This window comes from Roseovarius sp. CAU 1744 (genome assembly GCF_039839345.1).
Taxonomy (GTDB): domain Bacteria; phylum Pseudomonadota; class Alphaproteobacteria; order Rhodobacterales; family Rhodobacteraceae; genus Roseovarius.
Genome location: NZ_JBDOQV010000003.1, coordinates 354890 through 376225, shown reverse-complemented (window position 1 = coordinate 376225; position 21336 = coordinate 354890). Strand labels below are relative to the sequence as shown.

Below are 21336 nucleotides of genomic sequence, written 5' to 3'. Positions count from 1 at the left end.
ACCAAAGTGACCTATGGACTTGACGCCGATGCAAGACTCTACTGCCTTTCTGCGCCAGCTGTTCCATCGCGCGGTCGAGGTGGCCGACCCGATGCGAACACTGGCCGACGCGCTGCCGCCCAGGCCCGAGGGACGGCTCTTGGTCATCGGTGCCGGGAAGGCAAGCGCGCGCATGGCCGAGGCCGTGGAGGCTGAATACGGACCTTGCGAAGGGCTGGTTATCACGCGCTACGGCTATGCCCGCCCCTGCAAGGGAATCGAGATTGTCGAGGCGGCCCATCCCGTTCCGGATGAGGCCGGGATGCAGGCCACCCGCCGTATGCTGGACCTGCTGGCGGGGACCGGTCCGGACGATTTCGTACTGGCGCTGATCTCGGGCGGTGGGTCGGCCCTTCTGACCGCCCCGGCGGGCGACATCACACTGGCCGAAAAGCAGGCGCTGACCAATGCGCTTCTGGCCAGCGGCGCGCCGATCGGCGAGATCAACGGCATCCGCAAGCAGATTTCCGCAGTGAAGGGGGGCAAGCTTGCAGCCGCGGCCCATCCCTCCAGGATGCTGGCGCTGATGATTTCGGACGTCCCCGGTGACAATCCCGGTGATATCGCCAGCGGCCCGACCGTTGGGGATACCGGTGATGCCGCCCGCGCACTTGATGCGCTGCGGCGCTGGAACGTCACCCCGCCCGCCTCTGTCCTGTCCTACCTTGAGGGTGGCGGGATGCCTCTGCCGCCGGATGATTCCCGCCTGAGCAAGGTCGAAAACGTGATCTATGCCGCGCCGGCACAATCGCTTGAGGCTGCGGCGGAACTGGCCCGCGCCAAAGACCTGGATGTGCGCATCCTTGGCGATGCGCTGGAAGGCGAGGCGCGCGATGTGGCACGGATGCAGGCCCGCGAGGCCCTGGCAATCCGCGCTGACCTGCGACAGGGCGCGCGCCCCGTGTTGCTCTTGTCGGGTGGCGAGCTGACAGTGACCCGGACCGGTGACGGTGTCGGCGGACCGAACGCAGAGTTTGCCCTGGCCCTGGCGATCGCCCTGGACGGCGCCGAGGGTATCCATGCCATTGCCTGCGATACCGATGGGGTGGACGGGGCGGCGGAAGTGGCCGGTGCGGTAATCGGCCCCGGCACGCTTGGCAAGGGGAGCGATGCGGCAGCGGCGCTGGCCAATAACGATGCGCACGGGTTTTTCGAACGGATCGGCGATCAGGTCGTGACCGGCCCGACGCTGACCAATGTAAACGATTTCAGGGCCATCCTGATTTCACCCGCGAAATCGTGATTGGCAAACCTGAGGACCGGGTGACAGACTGAGAATCTCTGGACGACAGGAGGCCACCATGTTCCGCAGGGATCTCATCGCATTTTCCGCGTTGATGATGCTGGGCGCACCCGTATTGGCGGGTGAATCTGGCAATCACGCCGCCGGCACCGTACAGGTCACCGCCGCGCAAATCGAGCAGTTGCTGTCCGGCAACACGATCAGGGGCACCTGGGGTGGCACGGGTTATACCCAATATTACGGCGAGGGCGGTTTCACGGTTTACATCCCCGATGGCGGCCCGCCCAGCCGTGGCAAGTGGCGGGTCAAGGAAGACACGGACCAGTATGACAGCTGGTGGGAAAATACCGGCTGGACACCTTACACGGTGGTGATGACCAACAACGGTTATGCCTGGGTCAACAAGGACAGCCTGGAGCATTTCGAAGTTCTGGAAGGCAAACAGGCCGAGTTCTGACGTTACCTCAGTGCGGGCAGCCCGACGCCGGTGGCCTCGAAACCGCCATCAACGGCGATTACCTGGCCTGTCACGTAGCTGGCGGACGGTGAACAGAGAAAGGTGATCATCGCGGCGATTTCGTCTTCGGTGCCGTAGCGGTTGAGCGGGATGGCATCGTGGTAAGCCGCGCGGATCTCGGGCGTGTGTACCGCCAGCGCAAGTTTGGTATCGACCGGGCCGGGACAGACACAGTTGGCGCGAACGCCGAATTCGCCCAGTTCTACCGCCTGCTGCCGGGTCAGTTGAATCACCGCCGCCTTCGAGGTGCCATAGGCGACCCTGAGCGTACTGGCACGCAACCCCGAGATCGAGGCAATGTTGACGATGGCGCCCTGCGCTGCGCACAGGCTTTCTCGTAATGCCTGCGACATGAGAAAGATGCCATCCAGATTGGTCTCCATCACCTTTCGCCAGGTTTCGAAATCCGTCTCGGCGATCGGGCCGAATTCGGCCACGCCCGCGTTATTGACCAGCGCATCAATGCTTGTTCCGCCGGACCGCAGGGTGGCCGCCATATTCGCCACCTGATCCGGTTGCGAGACATCGCAGGTTATCGGATCGACATTCATCAGGCCAAGTGCTGCGTCATTCAAGGCGGGCTCGTCCCGGTCGATCATCACCACCTGCCAGCCCTGATCCAGGAACTGACGGGTCGTGGCCAGCCCGATACCCCTTGCGGCGCCGGTGACGATGGCGGTTTTCATGGACGCGTCTCCGAATTGCTGTTGCGATAGGATAATCCGCCCGGCACGCGAATTACCAGAGTGGTCGGCTAGAGCCAGTCCCGCAAAATCGGGATCAGGGGCAGATCGGCGGGGGGCATGGGGTGGTCGCGCAATTGCGATACGCGCACCCATTTGAGCGCCTGGCCCTCCTTGCCGCGCGGCTGACCTTCCCATTTGCGGCAGGCGAAAAGCGGCATCAGCAGGTGGAAGTTCTCGTAGCTGTGGCTGGCGAAGGTGAGCGGCGCCAGGCAACTGGCCCATGTGTCGATGCCCAGTTCCTCGTGCAGCTCGCGGATCAGGGCCGCTTCGGGGGTTTCACCGGGTTCGACCTTGCCGCCGGGGAATTCCCACAGCCCGGCCATCGACTTGCCCTCGGGCCGCTGCGCCAGAAGAACGCGCCCGTCCACGTCGATCAATGCGACGGCGGAAACGAGCACTGTTTTCACGTGTCCCGCCCCGAACGGAAAACCGGGTTCCGCGTCTTGGTTGATTGCCGGCAGATCATGAACGGTAATCGGCGTTGATGTCGATATATCCGTGGGTAAGATCGCAGGTCCAGACAACTGCGGTGCCGCCGCCGAGGCCCAGATCGACGTGAATCTCAAGTTCCTGGTTCTTCATATAGGCGGCGGCTTCTGCTTCGTTGTAATCGGGGTTCACCCAGCCGTCGCTGGCCACCAGAATATCGCCAAACCGGATCGCCAGCTGGTCACGATCCGCCCGCGCGCCGGATTTGCCGATCGCCATGACGACCCGGCCCCAATTTGCATCTTCGCCCGCGATGGCGGTCTTGACCAGGGGTGAGTTGGCAATGGCCATCGCATGGGTCCGCGCCTCGTCATCGCTGGCCGCGCCGGCCACTGACACTTCGACGAATTTCGTGGCGCCCTCCCCGTCGCGCACGACCTGATGCGCGAGATCCAGCATCACCTTGCGCAGCCCTTCCATGAAGCCGACGCTGGCCTCGGTCATGCGGATGCCCGAGGCACCGGTGGCCGCGACCAGAAGCGTGTCCGAGGTGGAGGTGTCACTGTCGACGGTGATGCAGTTGAAGGTCTTGCGGTTGAGCGCGCTGACCATGGATTGCAGCACCGGCTGATCCACCATCGCATCGGTAAAGATGTAGACCAGCATCGTCGCCATGTCCGGGGCGATCATGCCCGATCCCTTGGCGATGCCGGCGATCCGCACCTTTTGCCCGTCGACCGTGACGCTGGTGGCCGAGCCCTTGGGAAAAGTGTCGGTCGTCATGATCGCGCGGGCGGCGGCATCGATGCCATCGGCCGACTGGTTCCCGACCAGTTCATCCAGTTTCACCGTGATGCGGTCATGCGCCAGCGGTTCGCCGATCACCCCGGTAGACGAGGTGAAGACCCGAGCCTCGGGGACACCGGCCGCGGCGGCGGTCGCCCGGGTGAGTGCCTTGACGGCATCCAACCCGTTCCGGCCGGTAAAGGCGTTGGCATTGCCGGAATTTACCAGGATGGCGGCACCTTCGCCGGATGACCCGCCAATCTTTTCCTGGCAATCCAGCACCGCGGCCGATCGCGTCGTCGATCGGGTGAAGGTACCGGCGATGGTGGTCCCCTCTGCCAGGGTGGCCAGCATCACATCCGTGCGCCCGCTATAGCGTACGCCGGCCTCGGCCGTGGCGAAACGGACGCCGTTGATGACCGGCAGTTCCGGAAAGGCTGCGGGGGCCAGAGGTGACAGAGGGGGCGTCGCACCCATAATTAGTTCTCCAGAATATCCGTACCCTTGATAATGGCCCGATTGATACCATCTGCGCCCGACCGGTCAATCGTGGTTTCGGACTCGCGCTGTGCCAGCAATTCGTCAAACAACTCCTGGCGCAGTGCTTCTTCCAGTTCCTGGCGGACGTCGTCAACGGTGGGGATGTCACGCGCGCGGGTTTCGATCATCTTGATCACATGCCATCCGAACTGGGTTTCGACGGGTTCCGAGACCTGACCGGGTTCCAGCGCGGCGGCGGCGTCAAAGAAACTCTCGACCATGACGCCGGGGCCAAACCAGCCCAGATCGCCGCCACTTGGGCCCGACGGGCCGGTCGACAGCGTCTTGGCCAGTTCGCCGAATTCTGCCCCGTCGCCCAGCTGGGTGATGATGTCCTTGGCCTCGTCCTCGGTCTTCACCAGGATATGTGCCGCGTGATATTCCGTCTCGGGATCCTGATTGGCATATTTTTCCGCGTAAAGCGCCTGCAGGTCTTCTTCGTTGATCGGCAGGTCCATGACGCCCCGGATCGCCTCGGACGCCAACAGCGCGCGGCGCTCGTTCTCGATCATCAGCCGGGTCAGGGTGCTGGGATCGTCCTCTACGATCTGCATCAGCAGGGTCTGTTGAACCAGCTGATCCAGAATACCTTTGAACAGCACCTCATCCGGCAATTGGTCGTAATTTGGCGGCAGGCCGCTCTTGAGCGCTAACATGTGACCCAGCGTGATCTCGGTCTTGCCAACTGTGGCAACGACGGTGGACGCGGTCGGTTCGTCTTGCGCGATGGCCGGAAAACCGGCTGCAATCGACGCCGCAAGGACTGCGGCAGGCAAAAACCTGGGATAGGTGAACATGGAATTCTTCCTTTGCGGATACTGCGATGGAGGTCGCGTAGATGCGCGACGTTGACACTTATTCAGCAGGCCCTTACATCGCCTTAGGACAAAGGCACTCCCGCCGTCTTACCCATCTTGTAAGGTGGCGCGGATTGCGGGGCAAGCCATTGCCATTCACGTATTGTCAAAAGACCGGAACGGATAACACATGCTGGGTATCGGAACTGTTGCCAGAAAGATTTTTGGCACCCCGAATGACCGCAAGATCAAGGCGACGCGGCCCTTGGTCGAAAAGATCAACGCGCTTGAGCCCGAATTCGAGACGCTTGGCGACGAAGATCTGATCGAGAAGACGCGGGAATTCCAGAAGCGCGCGGCGGATGGCGAGAGCCTGGATGACCTGTTGCCCGAGGCCTTTGCCAATTGCCGCGAAGCTGCGCGCCGGGCGCTTGGCCTGCGGGCGTTCGATGTCCAGCTGATGGGTGGCATCTTTCTGCATCAGGGCAATATCTCCGAGATGAAGACCGGCGAGGGCAAGACGCTGGTGGCGACCTTCCCGGCCTATCTGAACGCCCTGACCGGCAAGGGCGTGCATATCGTGACGGTGAACGATTACCTGGCCCGCCGCGACAGCGAATGGATGGGCAAGGTCTATGCCGCGCTCGGCATGACCACGGGCGTCGTCTATCCGCAGCAACCCGATGGTGAAAAGAAGGCCGCCTATGCCGCCGACGTGACCTACGCCACCAATAACGAACTTGGGTTCGACTATCTGCGCGACAACATGAAATCCAACCTCGAGGACATGAGTCAGCGCGGCCATAACTTTGCCGTGGTGGACGAGGTTGACTCGATCCTGATCGACGAGGCGCGGACACCGCTGATCATCTCGGGCCCGGCGCAGGACCGCAGCGATCTTTACGTGGCGATCGACAAGGTGATCCCCGAGCTTGGCGAAGAACATTACAAGATCGAGGAAAAGAACCGCAGCGCGACCTTTACCGATGAGGGCAACGAGTTCCTCGAAGAGGTCTTGCGCAGGCATGAACTGCTGCCCGAGGATCAATCGCTCTATGATCCCGAAAGCACCACGATCGTGCACCATGTCAACCAGGCCCTGCGGGCGCACAAGATCTTCTCGAAGGACAAGGATTATATCGTGCGCGACGGCGAGGTCGTGCTGATCGACGAATTCACCGGCCGGATGATGGCGGGACGGCGCATGTCCGAGGGGCTGCACCAGGCGATCGAGGCCAAGGAAGGCTGCGAGATCCAACCCGAAAACGTCACCATGGCGCAGGTCACGTTCCAGAACTATTTCCGGCTCTATGACCGCCTGGCCGGCATGACCGGCACGGCGGCGACCGAGGCCGAGGAATTTGCAGAGATCTACGGGCTGGGCGTGGTCGAGGTGCCGACCAACAAGCCGATCGCCCGCGAGGACCGCGACGACGAGGTCTACCGGAACGCCGAGGACAAGTTCAAGGCGATCCTCGAAACCATCCAGGAGGCCCATGCCAAGGGACAACCCATCCTGGTCGGCACGACTTCGATCGAGAAATCCGAAATGCTCAGCCAGCTGCTGACCTCGGCCAAGATCAAGCATAACGTCCTGAATGCGCGCCAGCACGAGAAAGAGGCGCAGATCGTGGCGGATGCGGGCAAGCTGAACGCGGTGACCATCGCCACCAACATGGCCGGCCGCGGGACCGACATTCAGCTGGGCGGCAATGTCGAGATGAAGGTGCTGGAGGCGATGACCGCCGACCCGGAAACCGACCCCGAGGGCCTGCGTGCCAAGATCGAGGCAGATCATGCCGACGAAAAGCAGAAGGTGCTTGAGGCCGGTGGCCTGTTCGTGCTGGCCACGGAGCGCCATGAAAGCCGCCGCATCGACAACCAGCTGCGCGGCCGGTCGGGACGTCAGGGCGATCCGGGCACGTCGGCGTTTTTCCTCAGCCTCGATGACGACCTGATGCGGATCTTCGGCTCGGAGCGGCTGGAAAAGGTGCTGTCCGGTCTGGGCATGAAGGAAGGTGAGGCGATCATCCACCCCTGGGTCAACAAATCGCTCGAACGGGCGCAGGCCAAGGTTGAGGGGCGCAACTTCGACATCCGCAAGCAACTGCTGAAATTCGACGACGTGATGAACGAACAGCGCAAGGTGATCTTCAAGCAGCGTCTTGACATCATGCGGGCCAGTGACCTGTCGGGGATCGTCAAGGACATGCGCAATGAGGTCATCGACGACCTTGTGGATACCTACATGCCGCCCAAGACCTACGCCGATCAATGGGATACCGACGGGCTGAAGGCGGCGGTGATCGAAAACCTGAACATGGACCTGCCGGTGACGGAATGGGCCGCCGAAGAGGGTGTGGACGACGAGGATATCGTAGAGCGCCTTGAGAAGGCCGCCGACGAGATGATGGCACAAAAGGCCGTGCAATTCGGATCGGAAAACATGCGGATGATCGAAAAGCAGCTGCTGTTGCAGACGATCGACGGCAAGTGGCGCGAGCATCTTCTGACGTTGGAACATCTGCGCAGCGTCGTCGGATTCCGGGGCTACGCGCAGCGTGATCCGCTGAACGAATACAAGAACGAGGCGTTTCAGCTGTTTGAATCGATGCTCGACAGCCTGCGGCAGGACGTGACCCAGAAACTGGGGCAGATCCGGCCGATGACCGAGGAAGAACAACGCGATATGATGGCCCAGGTCGCCGAGCAGCGCGCGGCGATGGAGCAGGCCGTTGCCGATGCGACCGAGGGCAACGCCCTGCCAAACGCGGCCGAAGGGTTTGTCGAGGACGACCCGTCGACCTGGGGCAATCCCGGTCGCAACGAAGCCTGTCCCTGCGGGTCCGGCAAGAAGTTCAAACATTGCCACGGCCGGCTGGTCTGACGGGCGCGCTGCCACATGGCCGCCCGATTCACACCCCAACCCTGCCACAAGGCGGCCATGTTCCATCACTAATGCTTAACCCGACCTTGCTAAGGTGTGGGAAAGCGCCATGTTCAAGACCAAGATCAGTCCCAGACGTGTGATCACCGTAGGCGGAACGCTGTTCTGTGCCTGGGGGATCGGGTATCTGATGCAGAGCAATGCGCAGGAAACGCCGGCCGAGCAACATGATCTTGAGGCGCCCGAAGTGGTGATGCTGCCCTTGTCCAAGGCCGGATCGGTGCCATTGCAGCTCTCAGATATCCGGCTGACATCGGCGTTGCCGGTCGCACCTTCGTCTGAGCCGGTTTTCCTGCCTGACACACCGGTTGTTCTGGCAGCATTGTCAACCGATGCCCCCATTGCAGACCTGCCCGCCGAGGAAACCGCACCCACGTTTTCGTGCACCCACTCGGTAACCGCAACGCCGACAGCCGCGGCGATGGTGACGCTTGAGATCGATGCGCCCTGCATGGTCAGGGACCGTTTCACGGTACACCACAACGGCATGATGTTCACCGATGTGACCAGTGACGCTGGCAAGCGTGTTCTAAGTGTCCCCGCGCTTGCCAGCGACGCGGTCTTTGTCGTGTCCTTTTCCAATGGTGACGGCGCCGTGGCCAGGGCCACGGTCACGTCGCTTGAATATTACGACCGCGTGGTTGTGCAGTGGACCGGCGATAGCGGGTTCCAGATTCATGCGCTGGAATACGGTGCCGAATACAACGACACCGGCCATGTCTGGGCCGGGGATGCCCGCGACATGACGGATGCGGCCCGCGGCGAGGGCGGGTTCCTGGCGCGTTACGGTGCCGGCGACCTTCAGGATGCGCATATGGCCGAGGTCTACAGCTTTCCCTCGGGGATGACCTCGCGCGCGGGTGAGGTCCAACTGAGCCTCGAGGCGGAAGTCACCCGCGCAAATTGTGATCGCGACATCGAAGCACAAACTATCCAGCGGCGCGGCAGTGGTGCGTTGAAAGTGCAGGATGTCGTGCTTGCCATGCCCGATTGCAGCGCGGTTGGTGACTATCTGGTGTTGAAAAACCTGTTGAATGACCTGAAGATCGCACGCAACTAGTCAGCGACGTTCGGGGGTCATCATATGAAGATGCTGTGTGCGGCGGCATTCGTCGCACTTTTCGCCGCCATCGGTGGACGCACGGCGCTGGCCCAGGATGTGACCCTGAAATCGCATGACGGCGATGTCGAAATTTCGGGAAACCTGCTGGGGTTCGACGGCGAATTCTACCGGGTCGAAACGATCTACGGAGAGTTGACCGTGGACGGTTCGGGCGTGCTGTGCGAGGGCCCCGGTTGTCCCAACCTTGAAGACTATATCGCGCGGGTGACGTTTTCGGGTGCGCCGACCGTGGGGCGCGTGCTGATGCCAGCGTTGATCGAAGCGTTTGCCATTCGCGGCGATTACGAGATGCGGCGCGAAACGCTGTCAGACGGGCATTTCATGATTTCGCTTGCCAGCAAGGTCGATGGTTCGCTGCTGGGGGAATTCACCTTCAAGCTGACCAATACCGATGAAGGGTTCGCCGATCTTCTGGCCAATGAGGCCGATATCGCCATGACGCTGCGTGAGGCGCGCGCGACCGAGGTCAAGCGCGCGCTGGATGCGGGGCTGGGCAATCTGACCGCGACGGGGCGCAGCCGGGTGCTGGCGCTGGATGCGCTGGTTCCCGTGGTTGCGCCCAGCAACCCGATCCAGGGGATCACAACGCCGCAGCTTGCCCAGGTGCTGTCGGGCGAAATCGACAACTGGACCGTTCTGGATGGCCCGAACGCGCCGATCAGCGTGCATCTGCACGACGCGCGTTCCGGTCTGGGCCAGGCGACTGTCGACCGCCTGCTGGCGCCGCAACGCCTGGAACTGGCCCCGGGTGCGATACGCCACGCGGACAGCCAGAGCCTTGCCGATGCCGTGGCCAATGATCCCTTTGCCCTGGGCGTGACCAGCCGGTCCGAGATCGGGAACACGTGGGAGCTGGCCCTGAAGGGCGCTTGCGGTTTTGCCCTGAACGCCACGCGGCGCGCGGTCAAGACCGAGGATTACCCGCTGACCGCGCCGATGTTCCTGTACCTTCCCGCGCGACGGTTTCCCAAACTGATCCGGGAATTTCTTGCCTATATGCGCGATCCTTCCGCCCAGTTGGTCATCCGCCGTGCCGGATTCGTCGATCAGGCCCCCGAGGAGATCAGGATCGACGAACAGGGCGACCGGTTTGCCAATGCCATCCTGCGGGCGGGCGACGAGGTGCCGCTGGACGAGCTTCAGCGGATGGTGCAAACGCTGGCGCCGCTGAAACGCCTGTCGACCACCTTCCGGTTCGAGGCCGGTTCCGCCCGGTTGGATGCGCAATCACGATCGAATGTGCAGCAGCTGGCGCGCGCGCTGGAGATCGGGCTGTATGACGCGCGGCGTCTGGTATTCGTGGGGTTCAGCGATGGCGAAGGTCCGGCCTCGTCGAACCGCAACATCGCCATGCGCCGGGCCACCGCGGTCCAGTCCGCTGTCACCCGGGCGGCCGAAACCGCCAATCTGGACCGGATCGACCTGGGTGTCGAAGCCTTCGGGGAGGCGATGCCAATGGCCTGCGACGACAGCGCATGGGGCCGTCAGGTCAATCGCCGGGTCGAGGTCTGGGTGCGTTGATACGCCGACGGGACGCGCCGCCTGAGATCACGCGCAAACCCGGCCTAGAGATACCCCTGTGAGCGAAAGCTGAGTTCGCAGGATTTCCCGACGATGATGTGATCATGCAGGGTGATGCCCAGGGCATCCGCCGCGTTTTGCACCTGTCGCGTCATGGAAATGTCGGCCTCGGACGGGGTGGGATCGCCCGAGGGATGATTATGTACCAGGATCAGGGCGCTGGCATTGTGGTGCAGGGCGCGCTTGACCACCTCGCGAGGATAGACAGGGACATGATACACGGTGCCGCTGGCCTGTTCCTCATCCGCGATCAGCACGTTCTTGCGGTCCAGGTAGAACACCCGGAACTGTTCGGTTTCGCGATGGGCCATCGTGGTGTGGCAATAATCCAGCAGCGCATCCCAGGATGAGATCACATGCCGCTGCATCACCCGTGCCCGCGACAGACGATGCGCCGCCGCCTCGATGATCTTCAATTCGCAGATCACGGCATCGCCGACGCCGGAGATCTCCCGCAGCTGATCCGACGGGGCCGACAGGACGGCGTTGAAATCCCCGAACCGGTCCAGCAGCGCCCGCGCCAGTGGCTTCACGTCGCGCCGGGGGATGGCCCGGAACAGCACCAGTTCCAGCAATTCGTAATCCGGCAGCGCCTGTGCCCCGCCAGACAGGAACCGGTCGCGCAGCCGCTTGCGGTGATCGCGGATGTAGGAGGGCTGCCTGCCGGGCGCCAGCGCCTCGGTCGCAATGGCCTCGTCCCCTGCGAACAGAGGCATGGGTTTTTCCGAAAAGGCGGGATCGCGCGACATGTCGGAAACCTGCCGCATCAGGGTTAGCGAAAGGTTAATTCCGACAGGTTACCCCGAACAGCCCTGCAACAAAAAGGGGGGCGCCCGATCGGCGCCCCCCTCTGTTTGACCGGCCTGTCGCAGGCTCAGCTTTTCATTGCGTCCCAGAAGGATTTGACCGAGGAAAAGAAGCTCTTGCTTTCGGGGTTGTTATCTTCGCTGAGGGCCTCGAACTCGCGCAGCAATTCCTTTTGCTTGGAGGTCAGGTTGACCGGAGTTTCCACCGCCAGTTCGATCATCATGTCACCGCTGGCACCGCCACGCAGCGCCGGCATTCCCTTGCCGCGCAGGCGCATCTGCCGCCCGGATTGGCTGCCGGCGGGGATCTTGACCCGGCTGCGTCCGCCGTCGATCGTGGGTACCTCGATATCGCCGCCAAGGGCAGCGGCGGACATCGAGACCGGCACGCGGCAGAACAGGTTGTTTTCCTGCCGCTCGAAAAGGTCATGCCGTGCCACGTCGATGAAGATATAAAGATCCCCCGGCGGGCCGCCGCGCATCCCGGCCTCGCCATTGCCAGCAAGGCGGATGCGGGTGCCGGTTTCGACCCCGGCCGGGATATTGACGGACAGCGCCCGGTCTTTTTCCACCCGGCCCTGGCCATGACAGGATTTGCACGGATTGTTGATGATCTGGCCCAGTCCCGAGCAGGTGGGGCAGGTACGCTCGACCGTGAAGAAGCCCTGCTGCGCCCGCACTTTGCCCATGCCCGAACAGGTCGGGCAGGTCGAGGGCTCGGCCCCGCCTTCGGCGCCGGAGCCATCACAGGCGTCGCATTGCACGGCGGTGGGTACATTGATGGTCTTCTGCAGGCCGGTAAAGGCTTCTTCCAGCGTGACGCGCAGGTTATAGCGCAGGTCCGAACCGCGCGCGGCCCGTTGCCGGCCACCGCCCGCACCGCCGCGCCCGCCCATGAAATCGCCGAACAGATCGTCGAACACGTCGGAAAAGGCGCTGGCGAAATCACCCTGGCCGGCACCGCCGGGACGACCGCCGCCACCGCCCATGCCGCCTTCGAACGCGGCATGGCCGAACCGGTCGTAGGCCGCCTTCTTGTCGGCGTCTTTCAGAACGTCATAGGCCTCGCCCGCTTCCTTGAACTGGCGCTCGGAATCCGGGTTGTCCTTGTTACGGTCGGGGTGAAGCTCTTTGGCCTTCTTGCGATAGGCTTTCTTGATGTCCTCGGCCGACGCGCCTTTGGATAATCCAAGCACTTCGTAATAGTCACGTTTGGCCATACGAGATCTCCTTATGCCGGAATGCTCGGGACCGGGCCGGTCGCTGCTGGCCCGGCCCCGATTGTTCCGTCAGGCGCTGCTCAGGCGCGCTTGTCGTCGTCGAGATCCTCAAAGTCGGCATCGACGATATCGTCTTCGCCGGCCCCGGCCTCATCCGCCGCCATCGGCTCGTCTTCGCTTTCTTCCTGGGAGGCCTTGTAGATGGCTTCGCCCAGTTTCATCGCGGCTTCGGTGACGTTCTGGATACCCGACTTGATCTTGTCGGCATTGTCGGTTTCCAGTTCGTCCTTGAGCGCGGCGATGGCCAGCTCGATCGCCTCGATGGTGGTCGGATCGACCTTGTCGGAATGTTCCTCCATCGATTTCTCGGTCGAGTTGATCAGGCTTTCCGCCTGGTTCTTGGCTTCGACCAGTTCGCGGCGTTCGCGGTCGGCTTCGGCGTTCTCCTCGGCGTCCTTGACCATCTTTTCGATGTCCTCGTCGCTGAGGCCACCCGAGGCCTGGATCGTGATCTTCTGTTCCTTGCCGGTGCCCTTGTCCTTGGCATGAACCGAGACGATGCCGTTGGCGTCGATGTCAAACGCGACCTCGATCTGCGGCATGCCGCGCGGCGCGGGCGGGATGTCTTCGAGGTTGAACTGACCCAGCATCTTGTTGTCCGCGGCCATTTCGCGCTCGCCCTGGAAAACCCGGATCGTCACGGCGTTCTGGTTATCCTCCGCGGTCGAGAAGATCTGGCTCTTGTTGGTCGGGATCGTGGTGTTGCGGTCGATGAGGCGCGTGAAGACACCACCCAGGGTCTCGATGCCCAGGCTGAGCGGCGTCACGTCAAGCAGCACAACGTCCTTGACGTCACCTTGCAGAACACCGGCCTGGATGGCCGCGCCCATGGCGACAACCTCATCGGGGTTCACACCCTTGTGCGGCTCTTTCCCGAAGAACTTGGTGACCTCTTCGATCACCTTGGGCATCCGGGTCATACCGCCAACCAGGACGATCTCATCCACCTCGTTGGCTGACATGCCGGCATCTTTCAGCGCGGCCTGGCACGGTTTGATCGACGCTTTGATCAGGTCGCCAACCAGCGATTCCAGCTTGGCACGGGTCAGTTTCATGACCATGTGCAGCGGCGCACCGTCCGAACCCATCGAGATGAAGGGCTGGTTGATCTCGGTCTGCGAGCTGCTGGAAAGCTCGATCTTGGCTTTCTCGGCGGCCTCTTTCAGTCGCTGCAGCGCCATCTTGTCCTTGGTCAGGTCGACGCTGTGTTCCTTTTTGAACTCATCCGCCAGGTAGTTGACGATGCGCATGTCAAAGTCTTCACCACCCAGGAAGGTGTCACCATTGGTCGACTTCACCTCGAAGAGGCCATCGTCGATTTCCAGGATGGTGACGTCAAAGGTACCGCCGCCAAGGTCGTAGACCGCGATGGTATGGGTGTTTTCCTTGTCCAGGCCATAGGCCAGCGCGGCAGCGGTGGGTTCGTTGATGATGCGCAGCACCTCGAGGCCCGCGATCTTGCCGGCGTCCTTGGTGGCCTGACGCTGGGCGTCGTTGAAATAGGCAGGCACGGTGATGACCGCCTGGCTGACTTCCTCGCCCAGATAGGATTCGGCCGTCTCTTTCATCTTGCCGAGGATCACGGCCGAGATCTGCGCCGGGCTGTATTTCTCGCCCTTGGCTTCGACCCAGGCGTCGCCATTGCCGCCGTCGATGACGTTGAATGGCATGTTCTTCTTGTCCTTGGCCAGATCCGCGTCATCCTCCCGGCGGCCGATCAGGCGCTTGACGCCAAAGATGGTGTTTTCCGGGTTGGTGACGGCCTGGCGCTTGGCGGGCTGGCCGACAAGGCGTTCGTTATCCGTGAAAGCGACGATCGAGGGCGTGGTGCGGGCACCTTCCGAGTTTTCGATCACGCGGGCCTGGCTACCGTCCATGATGGCAACGCAGGAGTTGGTGGTTCCGAGGTCAATACCGATGACTTTGGCCATATTCTTTGATCCCTTCTGACTTAGGCGATGTTCCAGAACCTGACCCGTTTTCGGCATCAGATTCCGATGCGTTGGCGGCGCCGGTTTTCGGTTGCCGCGCTTCTGGGCGTATATAGGCAGGCAAAAGTCGCCCTGCAACCGCTCCAAAGGGGCGGATTCTGCAATTTTGCGCTAAATATGCGTCTAAATCAGGCTGCCGAGGAGGTGAAATGCGCGCACCGACCATAACCATCCGGGGATTCCGGGTTTTCAAGGGGTTGATGGATTCGGCCGGACAGCGGGCGATGCTGGCCGAATTGCGGGAAATCGTGGCTGCCGCGCCGCTCTTCTCGCCCGATACCCCCTATGGCAAACCCATGTCGGTGCGGATGACCTCTGCCGGGAAATATGGCTGGACATCGGACCGCTCGGGCTATCGCTATGCGGATCGGCATCCGGGCGGCGGCGCATGGCCGGCGATCCCCGCTCCGGTGCTGGCGATCTGGCGAGAATTGGTCAGTGATGCACGTGATCCCGATTGCTGCCTGATCAATTTCTATGGCGAGGGCGCACGGATGGGGATGCATCAGGACAGGGACGAGGCCGATTTCACCTGGCCGGTCCTGTCGGTATCGCTGGGGGATGAGGGGCTGTTTCGGATCGGCAACCAGGCCCGCGGCGGCAAGACCGAGTCGATCTGGCTGCAATCCGGCGATGTGGTGGTGATGGGCGGCGAAGCGCGATTGACCTATCACGGGGTTGATCGGATCAAGTTCGGCTCGTCATCGCTATTGCCCAAGGGCGGGCGCATCAACCTGACCTGCCGGGTGGTGGAATAGCGGCGATTACCGGCGCGCTTCCCAACTGCGCGAGGCATATTGCCGGGTGTAGAATTCGCCCATCAGCCCGAGGACAATCAGCACAACACCGATGATCAGCGCGTATTCGACACTGGTAAATCGCGGCGAATAGTTGACGAAGACAAAACCGCGACACTGGTCGATGATGTGGAAAAGCGGATTCCAGTCAAAGAAATTGTGCATGAAGGTGGGCAGCGTGTTGACGACGAAGAACTTGCCCGACGCAATCATGTTGACCCGTTGATAGACGGTCTTGAAGATGGCGACAAAGCCTGGAAACCAGGGCCTTATCGCCAAGAGGACCAGCCCCACCGCAACGCCGGTAAACCACGCCATCAGGATCATCCCGAAAGCCGCAATCGGATTGTAGATCTCGAACGGGGTCACGCCGACATGATAAACGAAGAGGATCACCAGCACGGCCAGAACCTGGATGTAAAGCGCGCTGAGCGCAGCCCCCGAAATCGACACGACCGTATTCATCGGCGCGTGCTGCATCATTGGGGATGACGGGCCGTCGGCGCCCAGAACGGCGCCAAGTGCCTTGATGTGAGTAAGGTACAGGAAAACACCCGACAGCATGTAGAGCAGGAAATCACCGCGCAGTTTTGCGCCCTTCAGGCCCAGGATGGTGAACATCAGATAGAAAGCCAGGACAAAGATGACGGTGGTCAGGATACTGCTGGCCAACGCCCAGAACGCGTTCCCGTGACCTTTGCGCACATCGCGGACGGCGGCATGAAAGATCAACTCGACGATCATGATTGCCGAATGCAGTTTCGATCGTGGTCTTACGTGCTGGAACATGGCCTCTTGCCCGTGGCTTCATGTCGATTTCTTGCACGGATTTCTTGCTGTCCCGTTAGCGGCGTACCATAAGGGGCCCCGAACAAACTATCAACACGCGGGAATGACCGCGATATCTGGAGTTGCGATTTGGATTACGAAAAGCTTGTCACTGTGATGCGGGATCTGGCGCTGGAAGCCGGCGACAAGATCATGGAGATCTACAATGCCGACGATTTCGACGTGAAGGTGAAATCGGATGACAGCCCGGTAACCGAAGCGGACGAGGCGGCGGATGCGCTGATCTCGGCCGGGCTGCGCGCCGCCTTCCCGGATGTGTTGCTGGTGACCGAAGAGCAGGCCGCCTCGCATGGGCAGAACGCCGATACCTTCCTGATCGTCGATCCGCTGGACGGTACCAAGGAATTCATCCACCGGCGCGGCGATTTCACCGTCAATATCGCCTATGTCGATAACGGCGTGCCGACGCGCGGCGTTGTCTATGCGCCCGCCAAGGAGCGGATGTTCTTCACCCGCGCCGACGGCAGCGCGGTCGAAGAGGCCGGCCCGTTCGAGCGCGGGACCATTGGTGCGCTTTCGCCGATCGCCGTGTCCGACCCCGATAACAGCGCGCTGATGGTCGTGGCCAGCAAATCCCACCGCGATCAGGCAACCGACGATTACATCGGCAAATATGCGGTCAAGGACATGAAAAGCGCGGGCTCGTCGCTGAAATTCTGCCTGATCGCCACCGGCGAGGCCGATATCTATCCCCGCGTGGGGCGGACAATGGAATGGGATACGGCCGCAGGCCACGCGGTGCTGCACGGCGCGGGTGGCAAGGTCGTGCGGTTCGACAATCATCAGCCGCTGACCTATGGCAAGGACGGGTATGCCAACCCGTTCTTCATCGCCTATTCGCCCCAGGTCGACCTCAAGGAGGCGTGATGAGCGTTCTGGTTGCCATCCCGGCGCGCTACGCCTCGACCCGTTATCCGGGCAAGCCGCTGGTTGCGCTGACCGGTGCCACGGGTGAAAGCAAATCCCTGATCCAGCGATCCTGGGAGGCGGCGACACAGGTCAAGGGCGTGGACCGGGTTGTCGTGGCCACGGATGATGATCGCATACGTGCGGCGGCGCAGGCGTTCGGCGCCGAGGTCGTGATGACCTCGGAAAGCTGTGGCAACGGCACCGAGCGCTGCGCCGAGGCGTTGGAAAATCTGGGCGGCGGCTATGATATCGTCGTCAATCTGCAGGGCGACGCGCCCCTGACCCCGCATTGGTTTGTCGAAGATCTGGTGGCGGGGCTGAAGAATGACCCCGATGCCGTTGTCGCAACGCCGGTACTGCGTTGCGACGGACGTGCGCTGAACGGGTTTCTGCAAGACCGCGCGCAGGGCCGGGTCGGCGGCACCACGGCGGTGTTCGGCCACGAGCGCCACGCGCTTTATTTCTCGAAGGAAGTTGTGCCTTATACAGGCAGGAACTACGCCGATGAGGATGAAACACCAGTGTTTCACCATGTCGGTGTCTATGCCTACCGGCCGCAGGCATTGTCGGATTACCGCCGCTGGCCCGCCGGTCCGGTCGAGACGCTTGAAGGGCTGGAACAGTTGCGGTTTCTGGAAAACCGGCGGGCGATCTTGTGCGTCGAGGTGGATGCGCGCGGACGTCAGTTCTGGGAGTTGAACAACCCCGAAGACGTGCCGCGGATCGAGGCGATGATGAAAGAAATGGCAATGGCGTAGTAAAGAAGTTTTTGAACAATGGGCGAAATTCCCGCGATTCCCCGGCGATGGGCGGCGGAAAGCTGCTTTTCAACCGGGCCACGGGGCCGTAGAATCAAAAATGCCTAATTTTCCCCCTAATCTTCACACAAATATTGGGTTTGTAGTATAGGCTGATGAAACACTTAAGCATTGAGGAGCAGGCAATGCGGAAAAAGGTGACCAAGGCGATTTTTCCGGTGGCGGGGCTGGGGACGCGATTCCTTCCGGCCACGAAATCCGTGCCGAAGGAAATCATGACGCTGGTCGACCGCCCGCTGGTGCAATACGCCATCGACGAAGCGCGCGCCGCAGGCATCAAGGAATTCATCTTTGTCACCTCGCGCGGCAAGGGCGCGCTGGAGGATTATTTTGACACCGCCCCTCAGCTGGAGCAGGAATTGCGCCGCAAGGGCAAGGACGAACTGCTGGAGATTCTCAAGAATACCAACATGGACAGCGGTGAGATCGCCTATATGCGTCAGCACAAGCCGCTTGGCCTGGGCCATGCGGTCTGGTGCGCGCGTCGTCTGATTGCCAATGAACCTTTCGCCGTGATCCTGCCCGATGACGTGATTGCCGCCGACAAGCCCTGCCTGGCGCAGATGGTCGAAGCTTTCGAGGAAACCCAGGGCAATATCGTCGCCGCGATGGAAGTGCCCGAGGATCAGGCGTCGTCCTACGGTGTTCTGGACATCAAGGAAGACATGGGGTCGATCGTGTCGACCAAGGGCATGGTCGAAAAGCCGCCGATGGGAACGGCGCCGTCGAACCTGGCGGTGATCGGCCGCTATATCCTGACGCCCACGGTCCTGCAGAAGCTGAACAAGAAGCGCACCGGTGCCGGTGGCGAGATTCAGTTGACCGACGCGATTGCCGATGCCCGCGAAGATGGTGAGGAAGTGTTTGGCTATCGCTTCAAGGGCCAGCGGTTCGATTGCGGATCCAAGGCCGGATTCCTGCAGGCGACAGTTGCCTTTGCTCTGGCGCGCGACGAGCTGCGCGATGACCTCTGGGGCTATCTGAATGACATCGTCCATTCGGAAAAGGCCGCGCAGTAAAGTTCCGGGGGCCGGCGTTGAGCAATATCCTTGTCACCGGCGGTGCCGGATATATCGGGTCACATGCCTGCAAGGTTCTGAAGGCCGCCGGTTACACGCCCGTCACCTACGACAATCTCAGCACCGGTTGGGAAGAGGCCGTGAAATTCGGCCCCTTCGAGAAAGGCGACCTGAATGACCGGGCGCGTCTGGACCAGATTTTTGCTGCCTACCAACCCGAAGCCATCGTGCATTTTGCCGCGCTCAGCCAGGTCGGCGAAAGCATTCGCGAACCCGGGCTCTATTGGCACAACAACGTCTCGGGCTCCCTGACCCTGTTTCAGGCCGCAGTGCAGGCGGGATGCCTGAACGTGGTCTTCTCGTCGACCTGTGCGACCTATGGCGACCAGGACAACGTGGTATTGGACGAAGATTGTGCCCAGAACCCGATCAATGCCTATGGCGCCAGCAAGCGCGCGATCGAGGATATCCTGCGCGATTTCGAGACCGCCCATGGAATGCGTCATGTGATCTTCCGCTATTTCAATGTGGCCGGGGCCGACCCCGAGGCGGAAGTGGGCGAGTTTCACCAGCCCGAGACTCATCTGGTGCCGCTGCTACTGGACGTGGTGGACGGCAGGCGCGATGCGCTGACGATATTCGGGACCGATTACGACACGCCCGATGGCACCTGCATCCGGGATTACGTCCATGTGATGGATCTGGTTGATGCCCATGTGCTGGGCGTGAAATGGCTGGAGGAGGGCAAGGCCAGCCGCGTCTTCAACCTGGGCACCGGCACCGGTTTCTCGGTGCGCGAGGTCATTGACCAGTCTGCCGCCGTCACCAATCGCGACGTGCCGGTTGTCGAAGGGCCACGCCGCCCCGGTGACAGCACCAAGCTTGTCTCGGGCTCGTCCCGGGCCGAGGCGGAACTGGGCTGGCAACCGCGGCGGTCGACGATGAAGCAGATGATCGCAGATGCCTGGCGCTGGCACCAATCTGGACATTACGGCAAATAACGCCGATTCTGTCGGTGAGGCGGCGGATTACAGGCGTTTGACCAGATGGATATGAGGGAGCTTGCACGCGCATACCGGCTGCGATGGAAGCGTCGGCGCCTGTTGTTCCGTGCGCTCCGCAAACGGCGACAGCTAAGATCGGTGATCGACCGAAGCGCGCAGATACGTCCGCAGCAAATTCTTGTAGCCTCGACCGTGCGCAACGAGATCGTGCGCCTGCCTTATTTTCTGGAACATCACAGGCGGCTTGGCGCCGGGCATTTTCTGTTTGTCGATAATGACAGCACCGATGGCACCGGGGACTTCCTCAAAGAGCAACCAGACGTTTCACTCTGGTTCACGCAAGACAGCTACCGGCTGTCGCGTTTCGGGATGGATTGGCTGACCTGGCTTTTGATGCGCTACGGTCATGGTCATTGGTGCCTGACCCTGGATGCGGACGAGATATTTATCTACCCGCATCACGATACGCGCCCGCTGTCCGCGTTGACAGAATGGCTGGAGCAGAGCGGCCGCCAATCGTTTGGCGCGCTAATGCTGGACATGTATCCCAAGGGCCGGTTGAGCGAGCATAGCTATGCACCCGGCGATGACCCGTTTGAAGCGCTTTGTTGGTTTGACGGTGATAATTACTGGGCCACGCGCAAGCCGGATCTGCAAAACCTCTGGATACAGGGCGGCGTCCGCGCGCGCGCTTTCTTCGCGGATCGACCGCGCCGTGCGCCGACGATGAGCAAGGCACCCTTGGTAAAGTGGAACCGGCGCTACGCCTATGTCAGTTCAACCCACTCCCTGCTGCCGCGACGCCTGAACCATGTCTTTGACACGCTGGGTGGCGAGGTTGCATCCGGCATCCTGCTGCATTCGAAATTCTTGCCTGTCGTGCTTGAGCGTTCGGTCGAAGAAAAGCACCGGCGCGAGCATTTTGCCAATAGCAGGCTCTATGACAGCTATTACGACAGCCTTTCCGCCGATCCCGACCTGTGGTGCGAAAGCTCCACCAAACTTATCTCGTGGAGCCAGTTGGAGGCGATGGGATTGATGTCCAAGGGAAACTGGCTATGAACTGTATGCAAAACAGGTTCAGGGTGGTCGGCTTGGGTGATCGCTATCTCGTT

19 protein-coding genes are annotated in these 21336 nt (G+C 61.6%); 11 read left to right on the top strand and 8 right to left on the bottom strand.

Going from position 1 to position 21336, the window contains the following annotated elements:
* Positions 1-28: 28 nt before the first annotated feature.
* Together AAFO92_RS08280 and AAFO92_RS08275 are read left to right on the top strand one after the other, a co-directional pair.
* Complete coding sequence (locus AAFO92_RS08280; RefSeq protein WP_347534243.1) at positions 29-1282, top strand: glycerate kinase; 1254 nt, start codon at positions 29-31, stop codon at positions 1280-1282.
* 58 nt (positions 1283-1340) lie between these two features.
* The gene (locus AAFO92_RS08275; RefSeq protein ID WP_347534242.1) at positions 1341-1739 is read left to right on the top strand and encodes a hypothetical protein; all 399 of its coding nucleotides are present in this window, start codon (positions 1341-1343) and stop codon (positions 1737-1739) included.
* A 2-nt stretch (positions 1740-1741) separates the two neighbouring features.
* Here the strand turns inward: AAFO92_RS08275 and AAFO92_RS08270 are convergent, their stop codons facing one another.
* The 4 genes from AAFO92_RS08270 to AAFO92_RS08255 all read right to left on the bottom strand — a co-directional run bounded on the left by AAFO92_RS08270 (position 1742) and on the right by AAFO92_RS08255 (position 5097).
* Positions 1742-2485, bottom strand: a complete 744-nt coding sequence (locus tag AAFO92_RS08270; protein WP_347534241.1) for an SDR family oxidoreductase — start codon at positions 2483-2485, stop codon at positions 1742-1744.
* Positions 2486-2553: 68 nt separating this feature from the next.
* Complete coding sequence (gene mutT, locus AAFO92_RS08265) at positions 2554-2952, bottom strand: 8-oxo-dGTP diphosphatase MutT (protein WP_347534240.1); 399 nt, start codon at positions 2950-2952, stop codon at positions 2554-2556.
* A gap of 55 nt (positions 2953-3007) precedes the next feature.
* Positions 3008-4237, bottom strand: a complete 1230-nt coding sequence (gene argJ / locus AAFO92_RS08260) for a bifunctional glutamate N-acetyltransferase/amino-acid acetyltransferase ArgJ (RefSeq protein WP_347534239.1) — start codon at positions 4235-4237, stop codon at positions 3008-3010.
* A gap of 2 nt (positions 4238-4239) precedes the next feature.
* Positions 4240-5097, bottom strand: a complete 858-nt coding sequence (locus AAFO92_RS08255; RefSeq protein WP_347534238.1) for a peptidylprolyl isomerase — start codon at positions 5095-5097, stop codon at positions 4240-4242.
* A gap of 190 nt (positions 5098-5287) precedes the next feature.
* Between AAFO92_RS08255 and secA the strand changes: the two genes are divergently transcribed.
* The 3 genes from secA to AAFO92_RS08240 all read left to right on the top strand — a co-directional run bounded on the left by secA (position 5288) and on the right by AAFO92_RS08240 (position 10688).
* Positions 5288-7984, top strand: coding sequence for a preprotein translocase subunit SecA (gene secA / locus AAFO92_RS08250; protein WP_347534237.1), 2697 nt, complete (start codon positions 5288-5290; stop codon positions 7982-7984).
* A gap of 109 nt (positions 7985-8093) precedes the next feature.
* Positions 8094-9104: a hypothetical protein gene (locus tag AAFO92_RS08245; protein ID WP_347534236.1), complete on the top strand. Its 1011-nt coding sequence runs from the start codon at positions 8094-8096 to the stop codon at positions 9102-9104.
* 30 nt (positions 9105-9134) lie between these two features.
* The gene (locus AAFO92_RS08240; RefSeq protein WP_347534336.1) at positions 9135-10688 is read left to right on the top strand and encodes a phosphate ABC transporter substrate-binding/OmpA family protein; all 1554 of its coding nucleotides are present in this window, start codon (positions 9135-9137) and stop codon (positions 10686-10688) included.
* A 44-nt stretch (positions 10689-10732) separates the two neighbouring features.
* Here the strand turns inward: AAFO92_RS08240 and radC are convergent, their stop codons facing one another.
* From radC to dnaK, 3 genes are all read right to left on the bottom strand, one after another.
* A complete protein-coding gene (gene radC / locus AAFO92_RS08235) occupies positions 10733-11497 on the bottom strand; it encodes a DNA repair protein RadC (RefSeq protein ID WP_347534235.1) in 765 nt (254 codons plus the stop codon).
* Between the two features lie 125 nt (positions 11498-11622).
* Positions 11623-12774 (bottom strand): molecular chaperone DnaJ, encoded by a 1152-nt coding sequence (dnaJ, locus tag AAFO92_RS08230; protein ID WP_347534234.1) that lies wholly within the window; start codon positions 12772-12774, stop codon positions 11623-11625.
* Positions 12775-12854: 80 nt separating this feature from the next.
* Positions 12855-14765 (bottom strand): molecular chaperone DnaK, encoded by a 1911-nt coding sequence (gene dnaK, locus AAFO92_RS08225; RefSeq protein WP_347534233.1) that lies wholly within the window; start codon positions 14763-14765, stop codon positions 12855-12857.
* Positions 14766-14974: 209 nt separating this feature from the next.
* Between dnaK and AAFO92_RS08220 the strand changes: the two genes are divergently transcribed.
* Complete coding sequence (locus AAFO92_RS08220; RefSeq protein ID WP_347534232.1) at positions 14975-15583, top strand: alpha-ketoglutarate-dependent dioxygenase AlkB; 609 nt, start codon at positions 14975-14977, stop codon at positions 15581-15583.
* Between the two features lie 6 nt (positions 15584-15589).
* Here the strand turns inward: AAFO92_RS08220 and AAFO92_RS08215 are convergent, their stop codons facing one another.
* Positions 15590-16411 (bottom strand): ABC transporter permease, encoded by an 822-nt coding sequence (locus AAFO92_RS08215; RefSeq protein ID WP_347534231.1) that lies wholly within the window; start codon positions 16409-16411, stop codon positions 15590-15592.
* A 129-nt stretch (positions 16412-16540) separates the two neighbouring features.
* Between AAFO92_RS08215 and cysQ the strand changes: the two genes are divergently transcribed.
* The 5 genes from cysQ to AAFO92_RS08190 all read left to right on the top strand — a co-directional run bounded on the left by cysQ (position 16541) and on the right by AAFO92_RS08190 (position 21283).
* Positions 16541-17338: a 3'(2'),5'-bisphosphate nucleotidase CysQ gene (gene cysQ, locus AAFO92_RS08210; protein WP_347534230.1), complete on the top strand. Its 798-nt coding sequence runs from the start codon at positions 16541-16543 to the stop codon at positions 17336-17338.
* The gene (locus AAFO92_RS08205) at positions 17338-18138 is read left to right on the top strand and encodes a manno-octulosonate cytidylyltransferase (protein ID WP_347534229.1); all 801 of its coding nucleotides are present in this window, start codon (positions 17338-17340) and stop codon (positions 18136-18138) included. Before cysQ ends, AAFO92_RS08205 begins: the two co-directional genes overlap by 1 nt.
* 185 nt (positions 18139-18323) lie before the next feature.
* Positions 18324-19217, top strand: a complete 894-nt coding sequence (gene galU / locus AAFO92_RS08200) for a UTP--glucose-1-phosphate uridylyltransferase GalU (protein ID WP_347534228.1) — start codon at positions 18324-18326, stop codon at positions 19215-19217.
* 17 nt (positions 19218-19234) lie between these two features.
* The gene (gene galE / locus AAFO92_RS08195; protein ID WP_347534227.1) at positions 19235-20218 is read left to right on the top strand and encodes a UDP-glucose 4-epimerase GalE; all 984 of its coding nucleotides are present in this window, start codon (positions 19235-19237) and stop codon (positions 20216-20218) included.
* 45 nt (positions 20219-20263) lie between these two features.
* Positions 20264-21283, top strand: coding sequence for a glycosyltransferase family 2 protein (locus tag AAFO92_RS08190; protein ID WP_347534226.1), 1020 nt, complete (start codon positions 20264-20266; stop codon positions 21281-21283).
* Positions 21284-21336 lie beyond the last annotated feature (53 nt).